General features: G+C 69.4%; 31 protein-coding genes. All 31 read left to right on the forward strand.

The window, feature by feature from the left end:
- Positions 1 to 115 precede the first annotated feature (115 nt).
- The 31 genes from ABZ464_RS23640 to ABZ464_RS23790 all read left to right on the forward strand — a co-directional run bounded on the left by ABZ464_RS23640 (position 116) and on the right by ABZ464_RS23790 (position 23,050).
- Positions 116 to 457, forward strand: a complete 342-nt coding sequence (locus tag ABZ464_RS23640) for a hypothetical protein (protein WP_359279614.1) — start codon at positions 116 to 118, stop codon at positions 455 to 457.
- A gap of 19 nt (positions 458 to 476) precedes the next feature.
- A complete protein-coding gene (locus ABZ464_RS23645; RefSeq protein WP_359279615.1) occupies positions 477 to 1,001 on the forward strand; it encodes a hypothetical protein in 525 nt (174 codons plus the stop codon).
- Positions 1,002 to 1,030: 29 nt separating this feature from the next.
- Positions 1,031 to 1,357, forward strand: coding sequence for a hypothetical protein (locus ABZ464_RS23650; RefSeq protein WP_359279616.1), 327 nt, complete (start codon positions 1,031 to 1,033; stop codon positions 1,355 to 1,357).
- 106 nt (positions 1,358 to 1,463) lie between these two features.
- Positions 1,464 to 1,859: a hypothetical protein gene (locus ABZ464_RS23655; protein ID WP_359279617.1), complete on the forward strand. Its 396-nt coding sequence runs from the start codon at positions 1,464 to 1,466 to the stop codon at positions 1,857 to 1,859.
- Between the two features lies 1 nt (position 1,860).
- On the forward strand, positions 1,861 to 2,751 hold the full coding sequence (locus ABZ464_RS23660; protein ID WP_359279618.1) for a hypothetical protein: 891 nt from the start codon (positions 1,861 to 1,863) through the stop codon (positions 2,749 to 2,751).
- Between the two features lie 30 nt (positions 2,752 to 2,781).
- The gene (locus ABZ464_RS23665) at positions 2,782 to 2,961 is read left to right on the forward strand and encodes a hypothetical protein (RefSeq protein WP_359279619.1); all 180 of its coding nucleotides are present in this window, start codon (positions 2,782 to 2,784) and stop codon (positions 2,959 to 2,961) included.
- A gap of 71 nt (positions 2,962 to 3,032) precedes the next feature.
- Positions 3,033 to 3,542, forward strand: coding sequence for a hypothetical protein (locus tag ABZ464_RS23670; protein ID WP_359279620.1), 510 nt, complete (start codon positions 3,033 to 3,035; stop codon positions 3,540 to 3,542).
- Between the two features lie 132 nt (positions 3,543 to 3,674).
- Complete coding sequence (locus ABZ464_RS23675; RefSeq protein ID WP_359279621.1) at positions 3,675 to 3,956, forward strand: hypothetical protein; 282 nt, start codon at positions 3,675 to 3,677, stop codon at positions 3,954 to 3,956.
- A gap of 60 nt (positions 3,957 to 4,016) precedes the next feature.
- Positions 4,017 to 4,256, forward strand: coding sequence for a hypothetical protein (locus tag ABZ464_RS23680; protein ID WP_359279622.1), 240 nt, complete (start codon positions 4,017 to 4,019; stop codon positions 4,254 to 4,256).
- Between the two features lie 26 nt (positions 4,257 to 4,282).
- Positions 4,283 to 5,497: a hypothetical protein gene (locus tag ABZ464_RS23685; RefSeq protein ID WP_359279623.1), complete on the forward strand. Its 1,215-nt coding sequence runs from the start codon at positions 4,283 to 4,285 to the stop codon at positions 5,495 to 5,497.
- An 87-nt stretch (positions 5,498 to 5,584) separates the two neighbouring features.
- Positions 5,585 to 5,854: a hypothetical protein gene (locus ABZ464_RS23690; RefSeq protein ID WP_359279624.1), complete on the forward strand. Its 270-nt coding sequence runs from the start codon at positions 5,585 to 5,587 to the stop codon at positions 5,852 to 5,854.
- A gap of 65 nt (positions 5,855 to 5,919) precedes the next feature.
- Entirely contained in the window at positions 5,920 to 6,987 is a 1,068-nt protein-coding gene (locus ABZ464_RS23695; RefSeq protein ID WP_359279625.1) for an N-6 DNA methylase, read from the forward strand.
- Between the two features lie 123 nt (positions 6,988 to 7,110).
- On the forward strand, positions 7,111 to 7,608 hold the full coding sequence (locus ABZ464_RS23700; RefSeq protein WP_359279626.1) for a hypothetical protein: 498 nt from the start codon (positions 7,111 to 7,113) through the stop codon (positions 7,606 to 7,608).
- A 120-nt stretch (positions 7,609 to 7,728) separates the two neighbouring features.
- On the forward strand, positions 7,729 to 9,249 hold the full coding sequence (locus ABZ464_RS23705; RefSeq protein ID WP_359279627.1) for a ParB/RepB/Spo0J family partition protein: 1,521 nt from the start codon (positions 7,729 to 7,731) through the stop codon (positions 9,247 to 9,249).
- A 119-nt stretch (positions 9,250 to 9,368) separates the two neighbouring features.
- Positions 9,369 to 10,196 carry a class I SAM-dependent methyltransferase gene (locus tag ABZ464_RS23710; RefSeq protein WP_359279628.1) on the forward strand — a complete coding sequence of 276 codons (828 nt, stop codon included), beginning with the start codon at positions 9,369 to 9,371 and terminating at the stop codon, positions 10,194 to 10,196.
- A 114-nt stretch (positions 10,197 to 10,310) separates the two neighbouring features.
- Positions 10,311 to 10,538, forward strand: coding sequence for a hypothetical protein (locus ABZ464_RS23715; protein WP_359279629.1), 228 nt, complete (start codon positions 10,311 to 10,313; stop codon positions 10,536 to 10,538).
- 64 nt (positions 10,539 to 10,602) lie between these two features.
- Positions 10,603 to 11,022 (forward strand): hypothetical protein, encoded by a 420-nt coding sequence (locus ABZ464_RS23720; protein WP_359279630.1) that lies wholly within the window; start codon positions 10,603 to 10,605, stop codon positions 11,020 to 11,022.
- A gap of 26 nt (positions 11,023 to 11,048) precedes the next feature.
- Entirely contained in the window at positions 11,049 to 11,231 is a 183-nt protein-coding gene (locus ABZ464_RS23725) for a hypothetical protein (protein ID WP_359279631.1), read from the forward strand.
- 77 nt (positions 11,232 to 11,308) lie between these two features.
- Entirely contained in the window at positions 11,309 to 12,211 is a 903-nt protein-coding gene (locus tag ABZ464_RS23730; protein WP_359279632.1) for a hypothetical protein, read from the forward strand.
- A gap of 49 nt (positions 12,212 to 12,260) precedes the next feature.
- Positions 12,261 to 13,136 carry a hypothetical protein gene (locus tag ABZ464_RS23735; protein ID WP_359279633.1) on the forward strand — a complete coding sequence of 292 codons (876 nt, stop codon included), beginning with the start codon at positions 12,261 to 12,263 and terminating at the stop codon, positions 13,134 to 13,136.
- Between the two features lie 311 nt (positions 13,137 to 13,447).
- On the forward strand, positions 13,448 to 15,019 hold the full coding sequence (locus ABZ464_RS23740; RefSeq protein ID WP_359279634.1) for a DNA cytosine methyltransferase: 1,572 nt from the start codon (positions 13,448 to 13,450) through the stop codon (positions 15,017 to 15,019).
- A gap of 122 nt (positions 15,020 to 15,141) precedes the next feature.
- Entirely contained in the window at positions 15,142 to 15,354 is a 213-nt protein-coding gene (locus ABZ464_RS23745; RefSeq protein ID WP_359279635.1) for a hypothetical protein, read from the forward strand.
- 117 nt (positions 15,355 to 15,471) lie between these two features.
- Positions 15,472 to 15,699: a hypothetical protein gene (locus ABZ464_RS23750; RefSeq protein WP_359279636.1), complete on the forward strand. Its 228-nt coding sequence runs from the start codon at positions 15,472 to 15,474 to the stop codon at positions 15,697 to 15,699.
- 77 nt (positions 15,700 to 15,776) lie between these two features.
- Positions 15,777 to 16,523: a magnesium chelatase domain-containing protein gene (locus ABZ464_RS23755; RefSeq protein WP_359279637.1), complete on the forward strand. Its 747-nt coding sequence runs from the start codon at positions 15,777 to 15,779 to the stop codon at positions 16,521 to 16,523.
- A gap of 80 nt (positions 16,524 to 16,603) precedes the next feature.
- The gene (locus ABZ464_RS23760) at positions 16,604 to 17,197 is read left to right on the forward strand and encodes a hypothetical protein (protein WP_359279638.1); all 594 of its coding nucleotides are present in this window, start codon (positions 16,604 to 16,606) and stop codon (positions 17,195 to 17,197) included.
- Between the two features lie 77 nt (positions 17,198 to 17,274).
- Entirely contained in the window at positions 17,275 to 17,943 is a 669-nt protein-coding gene (locus tag ABZ464_RS23765) for a hypothetical protein (protein ID WP_359279639.1), read from the forward strand.
- A 620-nt stretch (positions 17,944 to 18,563) separates the two neighbouring features.
- Positions 18,564 to 18,818, forward strand: a complete 255-nt coding sequence (locus ABZ464_RS23770; RefSeq protein ID WP_359279640.1) for a hypothetical protein — start codon at positions 18,564 to 18,566, stop codon at positions 18,816 to 18,818.
- A 134-nt stretch (positions 18,819 to 18,952) separates the two neighbouring features.
- Positions 18,953 to 19,909: a hypothetical protein gene (locus tag ABZ464_RS23775; protein WP_359279641.1), complete on the forward strand. Its 957-nt coding sequence runs from the start codon at positions 18,953 to 18,955 to the stop codon at positions 19,907 to 19,909.
- A gap of 257 nt (positions 19,910 to 20,166) precedes the next feature.
- Positions 20,167 to 21,522 (forward strand): hypothetical protein, encoded by a 1,356-nt coding sequence (locus tag ABZ464_RS23780; protein WP_359279642.1) that lies wholly within the window; start codon positions 20,167 to 20,169, stop codon positions 21,520 to 21,522.
- Positions 21,519 to 22,457 carry a ParB N-terminal domain-containing protein gene (locus ABZ464_RS23785; RefSeq protein WP_359279643.1) on the forward strand — a complete coding sequence of 313 codons (939 nt, stop codon included), beginning with the start codon at positions 21,519 to 21,521 and terminating at the stop codon, positions 22,455 to 22,457. The genes ABZ464_RS23780 and ABZ464_RS23785 overlap by 4 nt, the downstream gene beginning before the upstream one ends.
- Entirely contained in the window at positions 22,454 to 23,050 is a 597-nt protein-coding gene (locus ABZ464_RS23790; protein WP_359279644.1) for a hypothetical protein, read from the forward strand. Before ABZ464_RS23785 ends, ABZ464_RS23790 begins: the two co-directional genes overlap by 4 nt.

Raw genomic sequence — 23,050 nt, forward strand, 5'->3', positions numbered from 1 at the left:
ACCTGCGGTTTTTCTTTTTTCATTTACTGAATCGGCTTGTTAAAACTGGCTAGGGCAAGTCTATTTGGAAAGAATGAAAGTAGTTCAAACAACAACCAGCCGACAGGAGCGGGACATGCGCGGAACCAAGGCCACCGAGCACGGCAGGTGCCTGAAGTGCCGACGCCCGCTCCGTAAGCCCTCCTCCGACGGCTACGGCCCCAAGTGCCGCCTGAAGGTCCGCCGCAACGCGCGGCAGGACACGGCCAGCCCGAAGTGGCAGGTCGCCAAGGCCCTCGAACTCCTGGAGCTCGGCGCTGTCATCCCGCTCCGCCAGAACCGGATCTTCCTCGTCGTCGCCGACGACGGCACGGAGGTCTACCGGACCGCCGCCACCGGCCAGTGCAACTGCCCGGCCGGCCTGCGCTCCGTCCGCTGCTACCACGCCGTGGCCGCCCAGTACGTGGCCGCCGCCTGATCACGAAGGAGACACCCCAATGTCCGCCTACCTCGCCACCGTCCGCCGTCTGAACCACCTCGCCGCCGTCGTACGCGGCCGGGCCCACCACCCGCAGCGCTACATGATCGAGACGCTCGCCGGGGCCATCGAGGACGCCGCGATCGCCATCCAGACGTTCCCGGTCGACGAGCCCGGCCAGCTCCCCCAGGGCGCGACCGACGCCCTGCGCGAGGCCACCGACCTGCTCACCCAGAACGACTTCATGATCCCGGCCGCGATCATCGGCTACGCAACCGCGCCGGTCACCGGCGAGATGCCGCAGATGGAGCCGCTCCAGGCCGTCAGTATCCGGCTCGCACGCCAGGACGTCGACCTCCGCGCCCGCCGGTTCGCCCTCGTCGAGCACGGCCACCTCAACTCGCGCGACGAGGAGGTCCTGAATGCGGCCCTCACCGGCCTGGTCGCCCTGCACCGCCAGCACGAGCGCCTGGCCGCCGCCGTCGCCGTCGACAACGACCGGCCCTGCAACCGCGGCAAGGCCCCCGCCCACCTCGCCCACTGACCACCCCCCCAGCCAGAACAGGAGCACCCATGTCCATCGAGTTCGCGACACGCGTCGACCAGCTGCCGAGCTTCTTCCAGATGCCGTGCATCGCCTGCGAGATCACCGGCGACGACGGCCAGGCCAACAGCGTCGTCTCCGCGAGCAGCGGCCTCGGCCTCGGCTCGTGCACCGACCACATCGAGGTGACCGCTCGGGTCCTGCGCAGACTCCGCAGCTACGAGCTGGCCGGCCTGCGCACCTCGTTCGTGACGGCCGGGATCACCCCCGAGCCGCAACACGACCGCGGCCCCGCGAAGGCGTCGTCTACGGCCGCCTCCCCGGCAGCGGCGGAAGCAGCCAGCCCCACTCGGTGACCGACGTGATGTTCGGCCGCCTCCCCCACTGACCTCCGACCACGCCCGGCCCCACACGCAGCCGGGCCTCCCTCCTGCCCGAAGAGAACGAAACGGAGCGATCACCATGAGCACCACTCGCCTCGACCACTTCGCCGCCCACGGCACCGGCCCGACCTTCGCCGGAATCCGCCTCGCCGACGGCCAGAGGATCACCGTCCAGGCCGGACCAGGCGCCCAATGCCTCCCGTACCCGAACGGGGGCACGGGACCGCACAGCGTCCCCAGCGACTACGCGGGCCCGTACACCCACCTGGAGGTGTACCTGGGCGAGGGCATCGAGCCCGGCAACGGCGACGGCTGGGACGAAGAGGACTCGACCGAGCTGTGGCTGACCGCCCCCAGCGGGACGCCCGACAAGGGCCGCCTGTTCTACGAGGTGCCCGTCGAGGACGTCCGTGCGCTCATCGAGGAGCACGGCGGCGAGCACGCCGAGCAGGGCAGCGAAGAGGCGGGCAACTGACATGCCGATCTACCTCAAAGCACCCGCGGCCCCGGCCGGCGGGCCGGACGGGAAAGGCTGGAACAGGCTCAGCCTCAACGCCCACGGCGGCTTCCTGGCTCAGTGCGCACTGCGGCCCCGACGATGGGGCGCACTCCTGGAGTCCCAGGACACGCGGCGGGCCCGCTGGGGCGGATTCGGCGTCTGCACCAACCGCGGCGACTGCGAGGCATGCACCCTGCGGAAGGCGATCAACGAGCAGCCCACCACCGTTGAGGTGAACGCCCCCCGGGTCCTGGTCCGCGTCGAGGAGATCCACGCGGGGGACGACGTCGTGTTCAACGCCGGACCGGCCGGCTGGCGTCTGTGGGTCACGACCGGTCCCGACGACCGCGACTACCGCAATCGGCGGCCGTGGGTCTGGGAAGAGGCCGCCCGCGTGAACGGGTGGGACCTCGGCCGCCCGTACGTCGACGAGCACGGTGATGGCTTCTGGCTGGAGCGCACGACGCGCGTCCCTGCGTGGGGCTGCGCCATCACAACCCGCACGTGGCCGTCCTTCGCCCGGCACGCGTTCCGGGTGAACAAGACCCGGGTGGCGCTCCTGCACCACTACGACGAGTGCGCGCACGGCGAGGAGCTGCTGAACGCGATCTCCCACGCCTGCCCCGGCCCGGACGGCGCCGACGAAGAGCGCGTATCGGTCCGCTGGTTCCAGAGCCTGGAGCTGACGCCGCAGCCCGCCGGCGGCATCCGCTTCTTCGTGGACGTCCACAACATGAGCGTGCAGATCAAAGCCGTCGAAGGCCTGCGGGACGAGCGGGCCCGGCTCACGCTGACCGGCTCCGGATGGACCACCGAACGCGTACAGGCGGCCGGCGAAGCGCTCCGCACGCACCTCGCAGACCACTGACCAGCCTCGACACGGAAAGGAAAGACGACCATGCCCAAGAAGCGCTGCCCGATCTGCTCCACCGGCGGCGAGTGCCTCCAGTGCGACGGCTGCGAGGCCCACGAGGACGAGCCCTGCAAGCCGTGGTGCGAGCACTACGAGGACGACCGGTACGAGACCGGGCCGGAAGCCCCGTCGCCGTACGAGGAGCCCGTCCCGCCCGGCTGGTAGCAGTGCCACCCAGACAGAGCCCCACGCCCCGCACCCGGGGCGGTCCCCACTCGACAGGACAGGAAGAGGACATGAGCAAGGACATCCAGACCCCCGAGACGGCTGAGCCGGTCCACGGCGAGGAGGTGACGGTGACGGACGTCGTCGCCCTCCGCCTGGCCGCGCTCGCCGCCGTCGTGCGCCGCCACGGCCGCCACCCGCAGGCCAAGCGGCTGGCCGGGCTGCTGGAGTTGGCAGCAATCACCGCTGCGGTCGCGCCCGTGGAGGACGGCCGGCGACTCCCGGCGGTCACGCTGGACACGTTGCAGGAAGCGGCCGACCTGCTCAAGGACACCCCCGAGCTGGGGACCGAGGCCGGGGGAGCCCTGGACCGCTCGGTGGCGCCTGCGCTGGGCGGCAAAGAGCCGGTCGCGATCAGCTCGATCCTGCACCGCGTGCGGTTCATCTGGCCGGACGCCGAGTGGGTACTGCGGGAACCGCCGGGTGCGAAGGCGTCCCTCGCCTGGAGCGGAGGGCCGAGCGTCGAGGAGGTCGGCGAGGAACTCCGCTGGCCGGACATCGTCTGGAAGCGCCGCGCCTGACAGCTCTCTGACCTGGGGCTTCTTAGAAGTTTCTTTGCCTAAGCAGATTGTTAAAACTGGCTAGGGCAAGCCGTTTCGGAAAGAATGAAAGTAGTTCAAAACACACCAACCAGCAGAGAACGGGAGCCCGCCATGGACGCCGCCACCTTCACCGCTGTGTTCGCAGCAGCCGCCTCCTCCACCACGTGGATCCAGACGAACCTCGGCAAGGTCACCGAGGTCAACCACGAGGGCCAGACCTGGACGGTCCTCCTGCCCGGCATGGGTACCGACGAGGCCGGCGAGGCCACGCCGAGCAAGGCGCGAATCACCGGCCACCACGGGTTCGGCGGCACCGAGTTCGCCGACGTCGAAGCCAACTGGGGTCAGACGATGGGCGTCGTCGACGCCGCCATGGCCGCCGCCCGCATCTGAACACCACCCGGCGGGGCTCCGGCCCCGCCGGTTCCGTGACCTCTCGAAGGGAGAACACCCATGGCCACCCACCAGGCCAAGACCGGCCCCCGCTACGACGTCATCCGCGGCGACCACAGCATCGGCGGAGGAGGGCAAGGCAGCCACATGCGCGACATCAACGGTGTGCCCCACTACTTCCAGTACGCGTGGACCTCCGGCGGCGACTGGACGCTCCTCGTCCGCACCCTGGGCCCCGCCCCCGGCTGGGACATCGACGTCTGGACCACCATCCGCAACGGCGACGAGACCGGCCACTGACCCCCACCCTTGAAGGGAGGCCCTCCATGGCCACCACCACACCATCCCGAACTCCCTCCGTCGCCATCGCGCGAGTCCTCCGCCGCCTCGGCCTCACCCAGGGCAAGGGCGGCGACTTCCGCGTCACCGGCGAGTACCGCAACCGCGAGCGCATCTGCACCTACGTCGTGACCCTCACCCGGCACGCGGATGAGGTGATCGCGGCCCACGCCGACGACATCGAGCGCTGGGTCAGTGAAGATGGCGGCTGGGTGTTCCATGTGTCCGTCCGGTATGTCGACGGCAAGCCCCGGCCCTTCACGCACGTCTCGAATGGCCCCGGCGAGCGCGTCCGTGACCAGCCGCCCGCCACCGCGGCGGCCCTCGAGGAAGCGGCGCAGCCGGAACCAGCCGGCGAGCCTGAGCCGGTTGAGGCCAGCAAGCCGGTCACCGAGCCCGCGCCACCGGTCGAGGACCCGCAGGACCTGCGCCTCCAGCACGAGCAGGCCGCCACGCTCGACTGGTCGGCCGGGCAGGCGGACCTCGTCTTTGCCGCTGAGGCCGGGTTGCTCTACCGGAATTTCGACGGCTCGCTTCGCCGCCAGGATCTCCCCGGCGGCCCCGGCCGCATCGTTGCCGACGGCCGCCTGGTCCCGCTCGTCAAGGCCGGGTTCCTCACCATCGGCGAGCCGGACCTGGTCGAGCGGCGGCCCATCCGGGTCACCACCGACGGCCGCCGCGCGGCCACGGTGTGGAGACGGTGGCGGACCAAGCCGGTCGAGAAGAACCGCGCCCAGGAGCGGGAGCAGCTCCGGCCGCTACTGCGGGGCCAGGAGGAAGCGCGACGCCGCCGTCGGCTGGCCGAAGAGGAGGAGCAGCGGCGGGCCGAGTGGGAGGTCTACAGCGAAACTCGCGACCGGCTGTACGCGTGGGAGGAGCGGCACGACCGGATGCTGGAGGCCTGGGCGACGGTGAACGGGATGAGGTACGCCTACCTGCTGCGGCTGCCGCAGGGCTGGGTGCCCACGGAGGAGCAGATCGCCGAGTACTGTCTTGACCCGGGCGTGGTGGCAGAGCTGCGGGCGAACGCGGAGGCGCCGGAGCCGAAGCCGGAACTGCCGCCCATGCGGTTCTACCGGGAGCGGGAGGAGCCGCCGCCGCTGGAGGCGGACGCGGAGGCCCCCGAGCAGCTCGACCTGTTCGGCGCGGGCCTGGCAGGGGTAGGCGCCCGACCTGCGTTCCTTTGCCGTTCTTTTACCTAATCGAATTGTTAAAACTGGCTAAGGTGAGCAGTTTCGGAAAGAATGAAAGTAGTTCAAAACACACCAACCCCCACCACGGAGGACGCAATGGCCGCCACCCTGAACCCCCTCGCGACCGGCACCAAGGTCTGCGGCATCGGTACCGACTGGGAGGCCGAGGTCGTCACCTCCGAGATCACCGAGCGCGGCAACCGCAAGTCGGTCCTCCGCTGGACGGTGGACGTCCCGGCGGCCGACATCCGCAAGGGCGAGGAGCACGTCTGGGTCCAGGTCGCGGGCCGCACGCCGCGCTTCATCGTCACGCCGACAACTGAGCCGCCCACCGGCCCGGCACCCGCCGGGCCGGCCTCCCTCTGACCCCCTCACCACTTAGCCCGGCACCTGAACGTGCCGGGCTTCCTCATGCGCGCACGGAGGCAGCCATGGAGCAACTCGACCTGTTCGCCGAACTCAGCGAGCCGGAACCCCCCAAGCCCGAGACGACGATCACCCTGCCGAAGCCGACCGCCGGGCAGTACGCGACCGCCGTCGCGAGACCCCCGCAGCCGAAGCCGCAGCAGCCGGCTCTCATCCCGGAGGCAGGCCCGGCCCCGGCCCGGCGCCGCCTGGAGTTCGCCATCCGCCCCGCCGACGGCCCCACCTTCGGCGAGGCGGTCGCGGACGCCTGGCACGGCTCGCACGGCGGGAACCGCATGGAGATCCCGGTGGGCATCGTCGCCACCCTGGCGCTGTGGCCGCAGAAGGGGCACCCGCGGATCCTGGCCGAGTTCCTGCGGGGCCTGGACGCCGAGCAGCTCATCGCCTCTGTCCGGGAGGTCGCCGCCTACTGGTGGATGCGGCGCCCCGACCTCATCGACACCGCCTCGGTGGTGTTCCGCTGGGCGGAGGAGGAGAAGTTCACGAAGAACGAGCTGGCCGCCATCCGGGCTACGTTCCACGCGGCACTGAACGCGAACGCGCTCGACCACACCGGACGCGAAGACCCGGCGTGGAACGCGGAGATCGACCTGATGTCGTGGGCGGTCACCACCCTGCGGCACAAGTCCGCGCGGTCCGGCCTCGGCGAGTACCACACGCCCCCGGAGGTGTGCGACATGATGGCCGCCCAGATCCTCGGGAACGACCCCGCGCAGATCCGGGAGGGCTACTCGGTCCTCGACCCGTGCGCGGGCACCGGCGGAATGTTCCGGTCGGCGGTCAACCACGTGCGGAGCATGGGCATCGACCCGGCCCGCATGACGTGGTTCGCGCAGGAGCTCGACCCGCTCGCGGCAGCGGGCTGCGCCGTCAACATGATCGTGTGGGGCATGGGCCCGAACGCCATGGTGGCCTGCGGCGACACGCTCGCCGAGGGCAACATGTGGCAGCGGGCCGTGGAGCACCGGCGGATGCTGGTGAAGGCGCGGGACGACGCCGCGGCTGCTATGGCGATCGCCCGCGCCGTGCACCAGGTCGAGCGCCTCGTCTCCGGAGCCGCCGAAGCCGCCTGACCTGCACGTTTCCTTGGCGATTCTTTACCGAAACGGCTTGTCAAAACTGGCTAGGGTAAGTCGTTTCGGAAAGAATGAAAGTAGTTCAAAACACACCAACCTGCACGGTCAGAGGAGAGCGCAATGAAGGCAGCCAGCATCATCGAGGAGATCGAGCTGATCGCCGAGATCGGCGAGGCCGAAGACGCGCTCGACCTCTCGAAGCGGCTGATCGGCGACGAGCAGACCGCCTGGGCGATCGACGTCCGCCGGGCCGTGACTCGCGATGTGCTCGACCGGAACGTGCTCCGCGCGGTCGCGGGCCGCATCGCCGAAGCCATGAAGCCGACGGTCGACTGGGGCCTGTTCGCCGACCGGCTCGTCGACATGGAGGCCGGCCTGCGTGCCTTCCTGGCGGCCGACGCTGCGATGCCGCGCGCCGAGCGGCGCGAGCGCAGCGCCCAGCAGTGGGTCGCGCAGCAGCGGTTCGAGGAGCGCGTGAGCGACTGCAATGCGCAGGTCGAGTTCGTGAACCGCGAGCGCGGTCGCGCCCACAACAAGGCGCAGGCCGCCGCCGTCCGCGCGAAGACCTGCGCGAAGTGCTTCCAGGTGCCCGCCGCGAACGGCGAATGCGGCTGCTGACCTGCGGTTTTCTTAGAAGTTCTTTTGCCAAATCAGCTTGTTAAAACTGGCTAGGGTGAGCCGATTTGGAAAGAATGAAAGTAGTTCAAAACACCCCACCACCCCACGAAGGGATACGACGTGACCGCCACCGCCACCGCCACCACCGCCGAGGCGCAGCCGATCGACCCCAACACCCTTGCGCGACTGTGGGCCGAGGACTGGCGGGCCCCGATCTGCTCGCCTCTCCGCGACATGATCCTCGGTGACGAATGCGACGCGGAAGGCCAGCCGACCATGGCCGCTTTCGAGCGCATCGCGGCCGAGTTGAGCGCGCTGACCCCCGAGCCCGACACCCTTGCGCGGCTGTGGGCCGAATGCCGACAGGCCCCGGGCAGTTCGCCCCTCGGCGACATGATCCGCACCGACGAATGCGTCGAGGAAGGCACTCCCGACCGGGCCGCCTTTGAGCGCATCGCATCCGAGCTGAAGGCGCTGGCGACCGCCACCGCAGCCCCCGCGAAGAAGGCCCCGACCGCGAAGAAGGCCCCGACCGCGAAGAAGGCTCCGGCCACGAAGAAGCCCGTCAGAAAGGCCACCGCGGCGACCAAGGCGGCCCCGGCGAAGAAGGCGACCGCCCAGCAGGCCGGCGACGGTCAGCGGACGCAGCTCCGCACGATCCCGACCAGCAAGATCGACCGCGACCCGGGCCAGCCCCGCGAGCACTTCGACGAGGCCGCGCTTCAGGAACTGGCCAAGTCCATGGCGAAGCTCGGCCAGCTCCAGCCGATCACCGTCCGGTACGTCGAGGAGACGAAGCGGTACACGCTGATCATGGGCGAGCGCCGGTGGCGGGCCGCCCAGATCGCCGAGCTGCCCCAGATGAAGGCCGTCGTCATGCACGGCGTCGGCGAGGGCCGCGAGACCTTCGCGATGGCCGTCGCCGAGAACGTGGGCCGCGCCGACATGACCCCGGTCGAGGAGGCGAAGGCCTTCCACAAGCTGGTTGACGCCGGTTACGAGGTGGACGAGGTCGCCGAGCTGGTCGGCAAGAGCCCCGCGTACGTCCAGTGGCGCATCGACCTGCTGCGCCTGTGCCCGGAGGCGCAGGAAGCCCTGGTGAAGGGACAGCTGCCGGTCGGCCTCGCCTGGTTCGTCGGCAAGCTCTCCAACCACAACCAGGTGCGGTTCCTCGCACGCTGGGTGCGCGGCGACTTCAAGAGCGCCCGCGACGCCGAGGCCTTCGCGCAGGCCCTCCACACCGAGGAGAAGCGACAGGAGGAGCAGGGATCGTTCTTCGTCCTCTCCGAGGAAGCGGAAGCCGCACGCAAGGAGAACGGACAGGACGCCCTGCCGGGCACCCTCGATGTCCCCGAGGAGGAGCGCGAGCGGATTACCGAGGACCGCAAGAAGCTCGTCGGGAAGATCGACAAGCTGGGCCAGGCCGGAGAGATCCTCTCGCTCCTCGCGGCCAGCGACCCCGAGGAGCTGGCCCTGCTGCTCGCCGGTACGCCCGGCGGCATCGGCGGTCACCGCCTCCGCATCAAGCACCTCCAGGACATCGCGACCAAGGCGATGGCGAACCTCCGCAAGGCCGAGATGGTCGCCGAGGTCCGCGCCAGCGGCCTGACCGTCAACCCCGACGCCGAGGCCGCCGCCTGATCACCCACCGGTGCCCCGCCCAGGCAGCGGGCGGGGCACCGGTGACGTATTGGCGCCCCCTCTTCCGATCTAAGCCCCGTTCACGCAGCCAGACCCCTACCCCCTCCAGGAGGACCACGATGGAGATTCCAAGCGGCGTCTACGACGTCCTCACCGACACCCGAACGGCCATCTCCGGCGACAGGGTGCAGATCCCGTTCGAGCTGGACCGGCCCACGTACGAGCAGGTGAACAAGATCCTGAAGGAGATCGGCGGACGGTGGGACGGCCGCAACGCGGTGCGCGCCCACGTCTTCCCGTTCCCCGTGGAGGAGTTCATGCGGGCGTGCCTCGCCACCCGCGAGTTCCCCAGCCGGTTCGAGCAGGGCTGGTACCCGACGCCGCCGCGCGTGGTCCACGACATCCTGGAGCACGCGGGGATCAGAGAGGGCATGAGCGTTCTCGAGCCCTCGGCCGGTACCGGCTCGATCACGGGGCCGGCGGCCGGACGGGGCGCGGTCGTCGACTGCGTGGAGATCGACGAGCGGCGCGTGCGCGTTCTCCGCGAGCAGGGCGCCGCCCGCCGCGTGGTCGAGGCGGACTTCCTCGACCTGGACCCGCTCGACTGCCCCCACGGCTACCGCAGGGTGCTGATGAACCCGCCGTTCGCGGCGGCCGTGCAGCACGTGAAGCACGCGATGGGCTTCCTCGACGACGATGGCGTGCTGATCGCAGTCCTGCCCGAGTCGGTGATGTGGCACAGCGACCGCGCGACGGTCGAGTTCCGCGAGCTGATCACTCTCGCCGAGGGCGAGTTCATCCCGCTGCCCGACGAGTCGTTCGCGCCGTCCGGGACGAACGTGCGCACGGTCCTCCTGGTTGTGGCCTCCGAGGCCGGCGGGCCGCTGCCGACACACGGCTGGCATCAGCGGCAGCCCCGCCAGCTCGACCTCTTCGCCCTCGCCTGACCTGCGTTTCTTTGCCGTATCTTTACCGAATCAATTTGTTCAAACTGGGTAGGGCGAGCCGATTTGGAAAGAAAGAGAGGAGCACCACAAACCACCACCAGGAAGGCAAGGGCCATGGAAAACGAGGACATCGTCAAGAAGATCAACAACGGGGACCTCTTCGTCCTCACCCGAGAGGACATGGCCCTCATCCTCCCCTGGCTCCGCGGAACCCTCACCGCCCAGGACAGGAAGGACGAAAACTCGGAACTCTGCCAGGTCATGGCCAAGATCATGAGGACCGCGAACGAGGTCTACGGCACCGAGCCCTTCACCCGTGAGACCTGCATCTGCCACGGCTGACACCCCACCGGGGGGCCGCCAAGACGGCCCCCCGCTCACCAACCCACACCCGGAAAGGACGGGAATGGATCTCGCCACCTGCACCTACCAGGAGTTCACGCCCGACATGGGCGCTCCGATCCGCACCACCGCGGGCCACCCGCGCTTCCAGCTCGGCTACCAGCTGGCCGGACACGCCACGCTCATCACGCCGACCCGGGAGCTGCTCGCCCAGAACCTGCCCGAGGACGCGTACGAGTTCAGCTACCGGCGCATCCTGAACGCCCACGGCATCGACCGCATCCACGCCGAGCTCGCCGGCCTCGCCGTACGGCACGGCGGCGCCCGCCTGGTCCTGCTGTGCTTCGACCGCCTCGACAAACTGCGCCCCGGAGACGCCTGGTGCCACCGCTTGCACTTCGCGAAGTGGTGGCTGGAGCAGACCGGCGAGGAAATCCCCGAGCTCGGCGCCACGCCAGCGGCCCCGCCGCCCGCCCTCTTCTGACCGCCCAGCACGGCAAGGAGGACGCCATGGCTGGCGCCTACTGCAAGTTCTGCGGTCACCGCTGCTTCGTCTACCGCATCATCCCCGACGGCCCCCAAGTGGGATGGGGCGGGCACCTCGCCACCTGCTCCGACGGCATGGAACACGACCGCGCGCAGACCGGGCACGACCACACGACCGCCATCAACCCGTCGCAGGACAGCGACTGAGACAGCCCAGCTCAGCACGACCATCCGGCCGGGACCCCACGGGGTCCCGGCCGGACCCACATCCGAAGGGAATCGCCATGATCGACACGCGCGTCACTCTCGACAACTGCGTCGGCCCATACGACTGCAAGGGGACCGGCTGGTCTTACCGCTTCAACCTTGACGCCACCCGGCAGGTATCGGCCGGGACGCTGGAGATGGCCGACAGCTACGGCTTCAGCTGCATGGAGACCATCCACGTCATCGACGGCCGCGAGGGCGGCCCGGACACGGTCCACGTCTTCGACAGCGGCGAGACCTACGAGGTCAACGAGGACGGCGACCGCGCCGCCCGCGCCGTCGCCGTACGCGTCCGCTGGCGCGGCAAGACCCCGACCGCCACGCCCATCACCGTCACCCCGCAGGTCCGCAGGGCCGCCCGCGAGACGAAGAACAGGACGGCCAGCCGGGGTGCCGCCCGCGCGGTCGTCATCTGCGTCCGCTGGCAGTGGGTCGGCGACGAGGGCTCGGGCGCCCTCGACGTCATCGAGCCGCTCGACGACGGCTACTACCCCATCGGCGGTGGGGAGTGGCCGTGGTGCGAGGTCACCTGGGACTGTGCATGCGGCTACACCCCGGACTGGCACGAGACCGACTGCCTGTGCGGTCTGACCCGCGACAGTGAGCCGAAGACACTGCTGGACATCGCGACCGTGAAGGCCGGTCAGACCCTGCGCACCCTCGCCCCCGAGGCGACCTCGGCCCTCGTCGACCTGACCAGCCTCGGCCACATCTGCGCGGTCTACGCCGGCGACACCGAGATCGACACGGCCGACGACACCGGCCCGTACGACACCGAGACGCTCGGCGCGGCCGACGAGATCCTCCGCAAGGCACTCGACGAGGCCGCCCCCGCTGACCTGGCCGCGTCCGACTGGGAGCACCTCCCGGACGAGTCGTCCGCCCACGTCTACCGGATCACCTTCCCGGACGCCCGCTAGTGGCCCGCCACCCGACCACCAACCTCCCCAGAAAAAACGAGGACGTCACATGACCGGCCAGAGCCCCTCCCGCCCCGCCTACGAGATCCCCGCCAACCTCGGCGCCGTGGCGCACGCCGCGCTGGACGCCGCCCACACCACTCGCGACCAGCTCGGCCGCGCGATGGTCGTCGTGACCGCCGCGGCGGTCCGAGACATCCTGACCGGCCACGAGCCTGACGCCCCGTTCGACGCAACTGGCGTCGAGCTGGTCGAAGGAGAGAACGGCTCGCTGTTCCCGACCGGCCGGTACTGGACGGCGGACGGCGGAGAGCGCACGTTCGTCGAGGCCGTCGGCCTGACGGAGGCCGGGAACGGCATCCACGGCATGAGCGAGTGGACGGCGTACCTGGACGACAGCACGCGGGACGCCTGGCACCCGCTGTGCGACGACCTGCCCGACCGAAAGGGGCGGTCGTCCTACCGCCTCGACCTCATCCGGGCGGCGGCTCTGCCCCTCGCCGAGCCCACCCCAGCGGCCCGCCCGCTGAGCGCCATGGTCGACGTCATGGTGTGCGCGAACGAACGCGACCACTACCCGGCCAAGGTGGACCCCGCCGACCAGCGCGACGGGCACGTGCGGCCCTGGTTCGACCTCGACACCGTCCGGTGGATCGCGGCAGACACCCAAGCCGAAGCCGCCCGCTACGGGCACGGCTCGGCCGACACGGTGCACGTCCTGGACGGCACGGTCGACAACACGGCGCACGCTGTCGTGCTGGTCATCTCCTGGATGTACCTCGGAGGCGAACGGCACGAGAAGGCGACCGAGATTCTCCAGCCGAACGCGGTCGGCCGGTACGCGGTCGGCGGCCATGACTGGTGCTGGTACGTGCTCTCGGACGACCTTCACCCGCTGATCCCGTTCCAGCCTGCGACCCTCTGACCTGCGGTTTTCTTAGAAGTTCTTTTGCCTAATCGAGTTGTCCAAACTGGCTAGGGCAATCTGATTCGGAAAGAATGAGATCAATCCCACCCAGCACCGCCAGCGCCGCCCCGGCCGGGGCGGCGCTCGGCATGACCGCAAGGAGAGAACGACGTGCCCACCGCGTCCAAGAAGAAGAAGTTCCGCATCGCAGCCCACCGGCCGGCCAGGAGGCAGCGACGCTTCCGGCACGACAGCCTCACGGCGTGTGATCTGTTCAGCGGCTCGGCGGTCTCACCAAGGGCATCGAGGACGCCGGATTCGACACGATCATGGCCGCGAACCACAACGAGTACAAAGTGCAGGTCCACGAGACGAACCATCCGACCGCCGAGCACTGGATCGCCGACCTCGTCGATCCGGAAGCGTCCGACTACCACTCGGCCAGAGACCTGCCCGCCGCCGACCTCCTCACCGCCGGCGTGTCCTGCGTGAACCACAGCCAGGCGAACACGGAGAGGGCGTACGAACAGGGCCTCACCCTGTTCGAGCTGGAGGACCCGGAGTTCGAGGCCCGGGTCACGAGATCCGAGCGGGACCGGGCGACGGCGACGTGCGTGCTCCAGTACGCCGGTCAGCATCACCCGCGGCTGATCCTCGTCGAGTGCACCACCGGCCTCCAGTCGTGGGGGAAGGCGCTCCCCAACAAGCCGAAGATCGGCGACGGCAGCACGTACCGCTGGTGGCTCGCCCAGTTCGAGAAGCTCGGCTACCGCTACCGGGTGCTGTACCTGAACTCGCAGTTCTTCGGCGTCCCCCAGAGCCGGGACCGGCTCTACATCTGCTTCTGGGACGCCTCGCTGCCCACGCCCGACCTCGACCACCGGCCGGTGTCCTGGTGCGGTCACTGCGACAAGCAGGTGGAAGCCGTGTGGTCGTGGAAGACGGGAGTCCCGGCGTCGGGGCTGGTCTGCTACGGCAAGCAGTACAACTACCGGTGCCCGAGCTGCCGCCGCGAGGTCATCCCGCCGATGACACCCTCGCTGTTCGCCCTCGACCTGTCCGACCTGGGCACCAAGATCGGTGACCGGGACACGCCGCTCGCCGAGAGCACGATGGCCCGCGCTGAACGCTGCCGCCAGCGCTTCGCCCAGTTCCCGGCCGTCCTCCTGCCGGCGAAGGGCGTACACGGCACCGAACGCCACCCGTGGCAGCCGCTGTCGACACAGACCAGCCAGCAGGAGACCGCGATCCTGACGACCGGTGCGATCGTGGCCGCGCACCGGCACAACGGCGAGGGGCAGCACATCCTGCGGCCGATGGACACGGTGACCGCGACGCACGAGAAGGCGGTGTTCCTCGCGGTCGACAATTACCAGGGCGGCCCGCGCGGCGCGCACATCTCGCTCCCGACCCAGGTGGGTTCGGAGACGCTCGCGGTGGTGTCCTCCGGGATCATCCCGTTCCGGAAGAACACGACGCCTACGGTGCACGCGGAGGCGATGCCGACGGTCACCTCGGAGCAGATCCCGGGCCTGCTCACCGCGGCCGGGTGGTTCAAGCAGAACGGGCCCACGGGGGCCGAGACCGCGCCGCACCCGCTGACCGATCCGCTCGGCACGCTCACCGCACGGGACACGACCGGGCTGCTGGTCGCCGAGTGGCAGGCATCGCTGGCGGACCTGCCGTTGGAAGAGTGCTTCTTCCGGATGATGAAGGCCAACGAGGTTGGCGTGGGCTGCGGCTTTGACGTCGACTTCGCTGGTCGCAAGGGGACCTTCAAGGTCTGGGGCAGCGCGAGGAACCAGGTGGACGGGTTCGGGAACGCGGTCTCCCCGGCGGTCGGAACGTGGATCGCGGCCCGGCTGCGGGCCATCATCCACGGGGAGCAGATCGCCGCCTGACCTGCGGTTTTCTTAGAAGTCCTTTTACCTAGTCAATTTGTCTAAACTGGCTAGGGCAAGTCGATTCGGGCAGAATGAAAGTAGTTCAAAAACATACCAACCTGATCAGAAGGGCGCGAGCCATGCTGAACATCCGCCTCACCCCCACCGCGAGCGTCGTCAAGGCGGAGGCCACCACCACGTCCGACCTGCCCACCGCGGCGCGCATGGCGACCCCCCTCCCCACCGCGGACCTCGGCATCTGCGACGACTGCAAGAGCGACCTGACCGCGCTCACCGGCAACAACGGCGAGGTCCGGGCGGTGTTCTGCGAGTACTGCGAGTTCGGCAACTGACCGGCCGGGCGGCCAGCAGGCCGCCCCCTGAGCAGGCGGCGTGAACGAGCCCCGAGCCCGGTACGCGCCGCCCGCCCAGGAACAGCCGACCCCTCATCAACCCCCAAGGAGAACGTCATGCGCGCCTACCTGAACACGACCGAGCTGCTCGCCGCCTTGGAGGCCGGGGAGCGCATCGAGGCCGGTCCGAAGACCGAGTACGCGGGCGAGGCCGTCGAGTACGCCCCCCGCAAGGACCCCGCCAACAACCACCCCGACTTCTACCCCTGGCACGTCATCGGGCGCCCGGACTACGCGTGCCTGAACTCCCTGAAGGTCGTCGCGGTCCGGCCCGCCGCCAGCTGACCCACCCCTGGAGGCCGGGGAGCAGGCAGCGCTTCCCGGGCCGCCCGGCCAGCCACCCACCACGAAGGAGCATCGGAATGGCCAGCATCGCCCGCCCCACCCGCATCGGCGTCATCAGCAACGGCGTCCTCACCGAGGACGGCAACCCGTTCAACCTGAAGTACGCCGTCCTCACCGACCGGCCCGGCGACGTCCTCGAGGAGGTCACCACCCCGAACTACGTGGTGGGCGACGCCCTGTACCGCACCGGCCTGGTCGTCGACGCCGACCAGCGCGGACTCGGCGTCGCCTGGCCTGCCGTGCAGGACATGCCGGGCCAGGGCCGCGCCCAAGTGCGTGCCGCCGGCGCGTCCGCCGCCGTCATCCACGCGACGGTCAGCCCCCGCCCGAACTGGTTCACCATCAGCGGCGTCAGCTACGAGCGGGAAACCATGGACCGCGTCCGCGTGGCCATCCTCAACGGCGGCTACAGCTGGCCCGAGGGCCGCGTCACGGTCTCGGTCGAGACCGTCGTCGGCCGCCCGCTGGACGCCACGCACGACCTCGCCCTCGCCTGCGCGATCCTCGGCGCGGCCGGGCACTACAGCCCGACCGCCATGAACGAGGTCGCGTTCGTCGGCGAGCTGGGCCTCGACGGGCGCGTGCGGCCCGTCGCCGACGTCAACGATGCCGCCCGCGCGGCCATCGCCAGCGGCTGCACGACCGTCCTCGTGCCCGACGCCAACATGAGCGACTTCGACGTCGCCGGCATCAGCGTCTACAGCGTGGACAGCGTCGACCAGGCCGTGAAGGTCCTCCAGGGCTTCGACTCCGCCCGCTCCTGACCAATTCCCGGGCCGGGGAGCAGGCAGCGCTCCCCGGCCCGCCACCCCGATCACCCACACCCACGGAGGGACCCGACCGTATGCCCAGCACAGCCTTCTGGACCGAGTACTTCGAGGACGCCTACCGCGACGCCGCCAAGGCGCGGCGTGAAGTCCTCGACCGCGCGCTCCTCCTCGTCGCCCACCTGATCCGCAAGGAACTGCCCACCGCTACCGCCATCAGCGTCAACGGCTCTGTCCTCACCGCCGTCCACGACGACACGGAGGTCATCTGGCAGCTCAGCGACGAGACCCGCGGCAAGCTCAGCGACCCGACCCGGCGGCACATCCGGGACACGCTCCTCGACACGCTCAGCTTCCACAGCACGGCCTCCCTGCTCGCGGCCGACTGGAAGCAGGCGAACGAGATGACCGGCACCCTGCGCGTCGCCCTGCCCGAAGACCCCGACCGGCAGCAAGACGCCGCCCCGGCCGCCGCCGACCGGCCGAACGGTACACCGGGGGAGGACGCTGGGAACTGCGCCCAGTGCCACCGACTGCTGATCTGGGACGGGACCGGCCGGCGTGTGAACGACGAGTGGGGCGAGTACCTCTGCTCCGGCCCCCGGCCGGGAGGCACCAGCTCCGCCGTCCACGTCCTCGCCGCGACGAAGACGGCCCAGCCGCAGACCTGACCCCGCACGTGAGGCCGGGGAGCAGGCAGCGCTCCCCGGCCTCAACACCCCATCCAACCAGCCCCAGAGAGGCACCCGTGAACGACAACCCGCCCGACGCCCACCTCGCGATCTACGACTCGGACCACTTCTCCAAGCCCTCACCGTTCGGCGAGTACGGCTACCTGTTCACCGTCCCCGGCGACTTCCCGGAGGACACCCCGGCCCACACCAACGTCACCGACTGGGAGATGGCCGTCTACCGCACCACGGACGACGGGGACGAGTGGGAAGTCCGCGACGTTGACGGCGAGCGGCGTGTGTGGGGCACCGGCGGCAGCCGACGCGAAGCGATCGGCCTCGCCTTCCTGGAGATCGCCCGCAAGCGCCGCATCGAGGCCGCCGACGTCGCCGCCAAGCGCAAGGCCGCCGGCTTGGAACCCGCCCCGCCGTACGCGGTGGAGATCACCGGCAGCGTCACCCTCGTCATCGCCCCCGGGGCGATCGCCGTCCTCCACCGCATCGAACGCGTCGAAGACGACGGCCCCGACCTCTACCACGTCTTCGACATCGAGGGCGGAGACCCGTACGTGATACGTGACGACGACGGGGTCACCCTGCGCACCACCACGATCGGCGTCCTCCACAGCCGCTGCGGCCACGACCCCGAGGGGGCCGCCCGCTTCGAGAACGAGCCGGGCGCCCTCATCTACGCCGAGCACGGCCTGAGCGCGTGCTGGCCGTGCGACCTCGTTCCCCTGGACTAACCAGCAGTCGACGCCGACGAGGCCCGGGACACCCTGTCCCGGGCCTCAGCTGTACCCAGAGCGAGGACCCAGATGCGCCCCTTCCGCCTCCCCGACGCCAACCTTCCCGCGACGGCTGGAAGTGCCGCGCCTGCACGACGGCCTGACCGTGCCCCACGGCCGCCGACTACCTGACTCCGAGCCTCGTGCCCGTCTAAGCCGCTCAACTGCCCAAGTCCTCCAACTACCTCCGACCCCAGCAGCGAGGCAGTCACAGACGGATCCACGCCTCTCCGGGTACCGCCCCGCTGCGGCATCCATCTTCGAGGACCGACGGCCGACGTCATCTGACCTGCGACTACAGACGAGAATGCCCCGCCCGAAGGGCGGGGCATTTTTGCGCCGTTCGCGTGAACGGCCCGTGAACGGGGTTTCGGGCCTCGGGTCTTGGTAGCGTCCAAGCTGTCCTTGCTGGGGAGCCGGTCCTCGGCCAGATCAGCGGGGGCCCTGCGCTGACTGTTTGGGAAGACGGAACAGCGCAGGCCCCCGCCCGCACACGCAGTCTCGCACTTCTCCCCACCCGAATGCACGCCTTCGGGCGTATGGGTTACCGGCTCACCGAAGTGCGAACACGGAGAGTCATGATCGATCAGCTGATCGAAGCCATCCCGAAGGTGCCCGAGCTCTACGTGCACCTCCTCTTCGCCCTGCTCCTGGCCTTCTTCGCCGACCAGGTCGTCAGGCTCATCAAGGCGCTGCGGCGCAGCCTGCCCCGCATCGTGATCCCCAAGCTGAAGACGGCGCTGGACCTCACGAACCCCTTCGTGGTCTTCGCCCTCCATCTCACGGCCGTGCTCGTCGCTCTCGGCATCGCCCGCGGCCTGGGGCTCGTATGAGTGCCGCGCCGGAACCGAAGGAGATCCCGCAGATGGCGGTTTCACCGCTTGCCACGCAGCCGTCCAGGCCGGGGCGTCCGCGACTGCGTATTCCTGAGGGCACACCCCCCGCTGCCGCCCGCCTGGCCGAAACTGTGGCGACCTTCCTGCCGCCGGAGCAGACGCTTGCGACGATCGGCAAAGAGGGACACTGCACCACCGCGACGGTTTCGAGGATCGTCCGTGCTCAGCAACTGCCCTCCTGGGCAACCCTAGAACCACTGTCGGTCTACCTGCGGAAACAACACAAGGGCCGTGGTGATCTCCGGGCGTTCCCCACGCGTGACGAGTGGTACGAACTCTACGAAGCTGCCATGAAGGAGGCCGGACGCCCACCCGAGGAAAAGGGCGAGGAAAGGCCCGACAGCGGATCACCGGACGGCGGCTCGCCCGGTGGCGGCACGGGGTCCGGCGGGCCGCGGCCCGGCCCTGCCCGTGAGGGCCGCGGGCGCGGTATCCGAACTGCCAAGAGGACCGGTGTCGCCACGGCGGTCGCGGTCGCCTTGTCTTCGGCGGAGCTGGCAGCCGGTATCGCTGCGCTCGATCACATGAGTGGTTCGGGCGAAGTCGCGGCGTACGAGAGGTTCCCGACGACCATCCTCATGGTCACCGTCTTCTCGGTCCTGGTCACCTTGGTCACCATCTGGTTCGCGGTCCGGTACCAGTCCAAGCACAAGCTGGAGAAGGTCCGCCGCAGTGAGTGGCCCAAGCTGGGCGTGTCGTGGAGGTCCCGCCTACTGCTCGCCGTCTTGTCGATGGCCAAGTACACGACGCGTAGGCAGGATCGCGAGAGGTTCTGGGAGGAATGGCGCTGGATCTTCGACCTCGACACGTACGACAACGAGGGCGGGATTACCTTCTTCCAGCAGTTGCAGTTCGCTCTTGGCCTCGTCCTCGCCGCTCCCCGCATCAGGATGCAGAGGACCGTCGACCGATGGGCGCAACGAGTTCTTGAGAATCCCCAAGACTTCACGGGAGACGACCTAGTACGTGCTCACAACGTCTTGATCGAGCGCCAGCATCAGAACAACCCCAGGCGCCAACGGGGGTGAAGACCGAGAGGTAAGATCACTGCCGGTTCGCTCGCCATGAGCAGCGACGACCGGCAGGCGCCGGAGGTGTAACCGCCGCACGGCCCCCTTCCAGGGGGCAGGACCACGTTCAAGTCGTGGCCGGCGCTCCATTGTCGAAGGCCCCCGCCCACCCCAGGGCGGGGGCCTTCCGCATGCCTGCCGATTCTTGGTCCCGGGAGAAAGCCGCAGGTCGGCTAACATCTCCGCCCGCCTCAGACGGATCAAGGAGCGGCCCCATGTTCCACGGATCGATACCCGGGCCCCTGCGCTCGATCATCCACGAGCACGCCGGGACCTGGCCCGGCGAAGACGTCTACGTCGGCTGCTCGGGGAACTTCACGATTGAACGCGTGCTGCACGCCCGGTTCGGTGACTCCCGGCGCGTCCACGGCAATGACATCCAGGCGTACTCCTGCGCCCTCGGCTGGTACCTCGCCGGGGACGAGCTCAACTACACCCTGCGCGAGGAGTACGAGGAGTCCCTGGGCTGGCTCAAGCCCTACCTGGAGGACCGTACGGACCTCCTCGCCACCCTGATGCTCGGCACCCGCTTCCTGCAGTACGTCGGCAAGGACGGCGCCTACTACCGGCGGATGATGGACGCGACCCGCGACCAGTGGGAGCGGATGCACGACAAGACCGCCACCAAGCTCCGCGCCCTCCAGACTCGCCTGGGCTCGTTCTTCGCCGGAGACGTCCGCGACTACCTCGACCAGGAGGTGCCCGCCGACGCCCCCGTGGTGATGTTCCCCCCGTTCTACGCGAAGGACTACCAGGCCCAGTTCGCGAGCATCGACGCCGCCTTCCACTGGCCCGAGCCGGTATTCGACGAGCTCACCGAAGACGGCAAGGAACGCATCATCGAGCAGGTCCAGGACCGGCCCAACTGGGTCCTCGGCCTGCACATCGAACGCCCCGAACTCCGCGACAAGCTCGCCGGTGTCGTCCAGACCGCGAACCGCGGCCTCCCCATCTACGTGTACGCGGCGGCCGGCCCGCGCCGCATCGTCCGCCCCCGCCAGCCCGTCGAGCCGATCCCCATGCCGAAGATCGGCCAGGACGAGGAACTCGGCGACCGCATGACGATCCACATGCTCACCGGCGGCCAGTTCGCGGGCATCCGCTCCCAGTTCATGTCGAAGACCATCAAGCCCGGCAGTCCCCTCCTCGCGTGCGGGGTCGCCGTCGACGGCAAACTCATCGGCGCCTTCGCCTACCTGCCGCCGAAGTTCGACCCGAACACCGCCTACCTGATGTCGGACTTCCCGGTGTCCTGGACCCGCTACCGGCGCCTCGCCAAGCTCATCGTCATGGCCGCCTCCACGAAGGAGGCGCAGCTCCTCATCCAGCGCTCGCTGTCCAAGCGGATCGACGGCTGGGCCACCACCGCGTTCACCGACCGGCCCAACAGCGCGAAGTACGGGCGCGGCATCCCCGGCGTGAAGCTCCAGAAGCGCACCGAGGCCAGCAGCAAGGACCCCGGCGACGGCATCCACCGCTACCAGCTCCAGTACGGCGGACCCCTCGGCGCCTACGACCTGAACGAAGCCCTGAACCTGTGGAAGACCAAGCACGGCAAGGACATGCGATGACCACCCCCACCAGCGACCGCCGCATCCGGCCCCGCCTCGTCCAGCGCGACCCCCGCACCCTCACCCGCCTCGCCGTCAACGCGCACTACCAGACCAAGGAGGAGTACGACCGGCTCGTAGCGAACATCCGGGAGGACGGCTGCCTCACCAGCGTCCCCCTCATCTACGGGGCCGGCGAATACGCGGAGGACGCCGAGCTCATCGTCTCCGGCAACCACCGCTGCGACGCGGCCGTGGAAGCCGGCCTCGAAGAGATCACCTGCCTGCTCATCGATGACCCGCAGGAGAAAGACCAGCTCATCGCCCGGCAGCTGTCGCACAACGCCATCACTGGCAAGGACGACCCGGCCACCCTCCAGCAGCTCTACGACCAGATCGAAGACGTGGACTGGCGGGCCTACTCCGGCCTCGACGACGCACAGCTCCAGCTCCTCGCCGAAGTCAGCCCCGAAGGCCTCTCCGAAGCGAACCTCGACTTCGCCACCGTCTCGCTGATCTTCCTGCCCGCCGAGCTCGAAGCCGCCCGCGAAGCCTTCAACCAGGCCCGCCTCGGCCAGAACGAAAGCTGGCTCGCCGCACGCGCCGACTACAACCAGACCCTCGACACGCTCGCCTCCACCCACGCCGCCCACAAAGTTGGCAACGTCGCCACCGCCCTCCACGCCATCCTCGCCATCGTCGAACGCCACCTCGACGAACTCGCCGAGGGCTACACCGCCCCCGACGGCACCCACCTCCACATCGGACACGTCGGACTCGAGACCGTCCTCGGCACCCGCACCCTCCCCGCACCAGCCGCCATCACCATCAACAAGGCCATCGCAGCCGCAGAAGGACGCGGAGAGATCGAGCAAGGGCAGGGCTGGCGCCTCCTCGAACGCCTGGCAGGTGAGTACCTCTCCGGCCCCAACCACGTCCCCAGTGAAGCGGCATGAGCACCCGCCCACCCATCACCCTCGCCCCGGACCTAGACCCATGGGAACGTCAGCCCAGCGAGACCCCCCACAAACACGGCCAGTTCGCCACCTACCGGGACATCGGCAGGACCCGCACCCTGACCGAAGCCGCGCAGAGACTGACACTCGCGTACGGGCACGTGAGGAACCTGGCCGCCCAGTACCGGTGGCGTGAGCGGGTCGAGGCGTACGACCAGCACCTGGACCGGCAGTACGAGGCGATGTGGCTGCAAGAGCGCCGGAAGGCAGCCGAGACCGACGCGAAGATCCTCGGCGCGGCGATCGGCAAGCTCGCGCAGCGCCTGACCACGATCAACCCGGCCGAGATGAGCGTCGGCGACTTCATCCGGCTGATGGACGTCGCCATGCGCCACCGCCGCGTGCTGTTCGGCGACCCCACCGAGACGATCGCCGTCACCGGCGACGGCTCCAGCCCCCTGGCGCAGCAGTTCGCCGAGTTCGCGGAGATGCCGCCCGAGCAGCGGCGGGCACGCCTCGCCGACCTGGCCGCGTCGGTGAACCAGCGGATCAAGGCCGTCGACGGCAGCGAGGACGAGGACGAGGAGGCATAA

The sequence above is a fragment of the Streptomyces sp. NPDC005820 genome, assembly GCF_040630255.1.
Taxonomy (GTDB): Bacteria; Actinomycetota; Actinomycetes; order Streptomycetales; family Streptomycetaceae; genus Streptomyces.

Excerpts from the sequence above, each read along its gene's own strand:
- ABZ464_RS23640 (WP_359279614.1), top strand. The coding sequence starts at position 116 with ATGCGCGGAACCAAGGCCACCGAGCACGGCAGGTGCCTGAAGTGCCGA.
- ABZ464_RS23645 (WP_359279615.1), top strand. The coding sequence starts at position 477 with ATGTCCGCCTACCTCGCCACCGTCCGCCGTCTGAACCACCTCGCCGCC.
- ABZ464_RS23650 (WP_359279616.1), top strand. The coding sequence starts at position 1,031 with ATGTCCATCGAGTTCGCGACACGCGTCGACCAGCTGCCGAGCTTCTTC.
- ABZ464_RS23655 (WP_359279617.1), top strand. The coding sequence starts at position 1,464 with ATGAGCACCACTCGCCTCGACCACTTCGCCGCCCACGGCACCGGCCCG.
- ABZ464_RS23660 (WP_359279618.1), top strand. The coding sequence starts at position 1,861 with ATGCCGATCTACCTCAAAGCACCCGCGGCCCCGGCCGGCGGGCCGGAC.
- ABZ464_RS23665 (WP_359279619.1), top strand. The coding sequence starts at position 2,782 with ATGCCCAAGAAGCGCTGCCCGATCTGCTCCACCGGCGGCGAGTGCCTC.
- ABZ464_RS23670 (WP_359279620.1), top strand. The coding sequence starts at position 3,033 with ATGAGCAAGGACATCCAGACCCCCGAGACGGCTGAGCCGGTCCACGGC.
- ABZ464_RS23675 (WP_359279621.1), top strand. The coding sequence starts at position 3,675 with ATGGACGCCGCCACCTTCACCGCTGTGTTCGCAGCAGCCGCCTCCTCC.
- ABZ464_RS23680 (WP_359279622.1), top strand. The coding sequence starts at position 4,017 with ATGGCCACCCACCAGGCCAAGACCGGCCCCCGCTACGACGTCATCCGC.
- ABZ464_RS23685 (WP_359279623.1), top strand. The coding sequence starts at position 4,283 with ATGGCCACCACCACACCATCCCGAACTCCCTCCGTCGCCATCGCGCGA.
- ABZ464_RS23690 (WP_359279624.1), top strand. The coding sequence starts at position 5,585 with ATGGCCGCCACCCTGAACCCCCTCGCGACCGGCACCAAGGTCTGCGGC.
- ABZ464_RS23695 (WP_359279625.1), top strand. The coding sequence starts at position 5,920 with ATGGAGCAACTCGACCTGTTCGCCGAACTCAGCGAGCCGGAACCCCCC.
- ABZ464_RS23700 (WP_359279626.1), top strand. The coding sequence starts at position 7,111 with ATGAAGGCAGCCAGCATCATCGAGGAGATCGAGCTGATCGCCGAGATC.
- ABZ464_RS23710 (WP_359279628.1), top strand. The coding sequence starts at position 9,369 with ATGGAGATTCCAAGCGGCGTCTACGACGTCCTCACCGACACCCGAACG.
- ABZ464_RS23715 (WP_359279629.1), top strand. The coding sequence starts at position 10,311 with ATGGAAAACGAGGACATCGTCAAGAAGATCAACAACGGGGACCTCTTC.
- ABZ464_RS23720 (WP_359279630.1), top strand. The coding sequence starts at position 10,603 with ATGGATCTCGCCACCTGCACCTACCAGGAGTTCACGCCCGACATGGGC.
- ABZ464_RS23725 (WP_359279631.1), top strand. The coding sequence starts at position 11,049 with ATGGCTGGCGCCTACTGCAAGTTCTGCGGTCACCGCTGCTTCGTCTAC.
- ABZ464_RS23730 (WP_359279632.1), top strand. The coding sequence starts at position 11,309 with ATGATCGACACGCGCGTCACTCTCGACAACTGCGTCGGCCCATACGAC.
- ABZ464_RS23735 (WP_359279633.1), top strand. The coding sequence starts at position 12,261 with ATGACCGGCCAGAGCCCCTCCCGCCCCGCCTACGAGATCCCCGCCAAC.
- ABZ464_RS23740 (WP_359279634.1), top strand. The coding sequence starts at position 13,448 with ATGGCCGCGAACCACAACGAGTACAAAGTGCAGGTCCACGAGACGAAC.
- ABZ464_RS23745 (WP_359279635.1), top strand. The coding sequence starts at position 15,142 with ATGCTGAACATCCGCCTCACCCCCACCGCGAGCGTCGTCAAGGCGGAG.
- ABZ464_RS23750 (WP_359279636.1), top strand. The coding sequence starts at position 15,472 with ATGCGCGCCTACCTGAACACGACCGAGCTGCTCGCCGCCTTGGAGGCC.
- ABZ464_RS23755 (WP_359279637.1), top strand. The coding sequence starts at position 15,777 with ATGGCCAGCATCGCCCGCCCCACCCGCATCGGCGTCATCAGCAACGGC.
- ABZ464_RS23760 (WP_359279638.1), top strand. The coding sequence starts at position 16,604 with ATGCCCAGCACAGCCTTCTGGACCGAGTACTTCGAGGACGCCTACCGC.
- ABZ464_RS23770 (WP_359279640.1), top strand. The coding sequence starts at position 18,564 with ATGATCGATCAGCTGATCGAAGCCATCCCGAAGGTGCCCGAGCTCTAC.
- ABZ464_RS23780 (WP_359279642.1), top strand. The coding sequence starts at position 20,167 with ATGTTCCACGGATCGATACCCGGGCCCCTGCGCTCGATCATCCACGAG.
- ABZ464_RS23785 (WP_359279643.1), top strand. The coding sequence starts at position 21,519 with ATGACCACCCCCACCAGCGACCGCCGCATCCGGCCCCGCCTCGTCCAG.
- ABZ464_RS23790 (WP_359279644.1), top strand. The coding sequence starts at position 22,454 with ATGAGCACCCGCCCACCCATCACCCTCGCCCCGGACCTAGACCCATGG.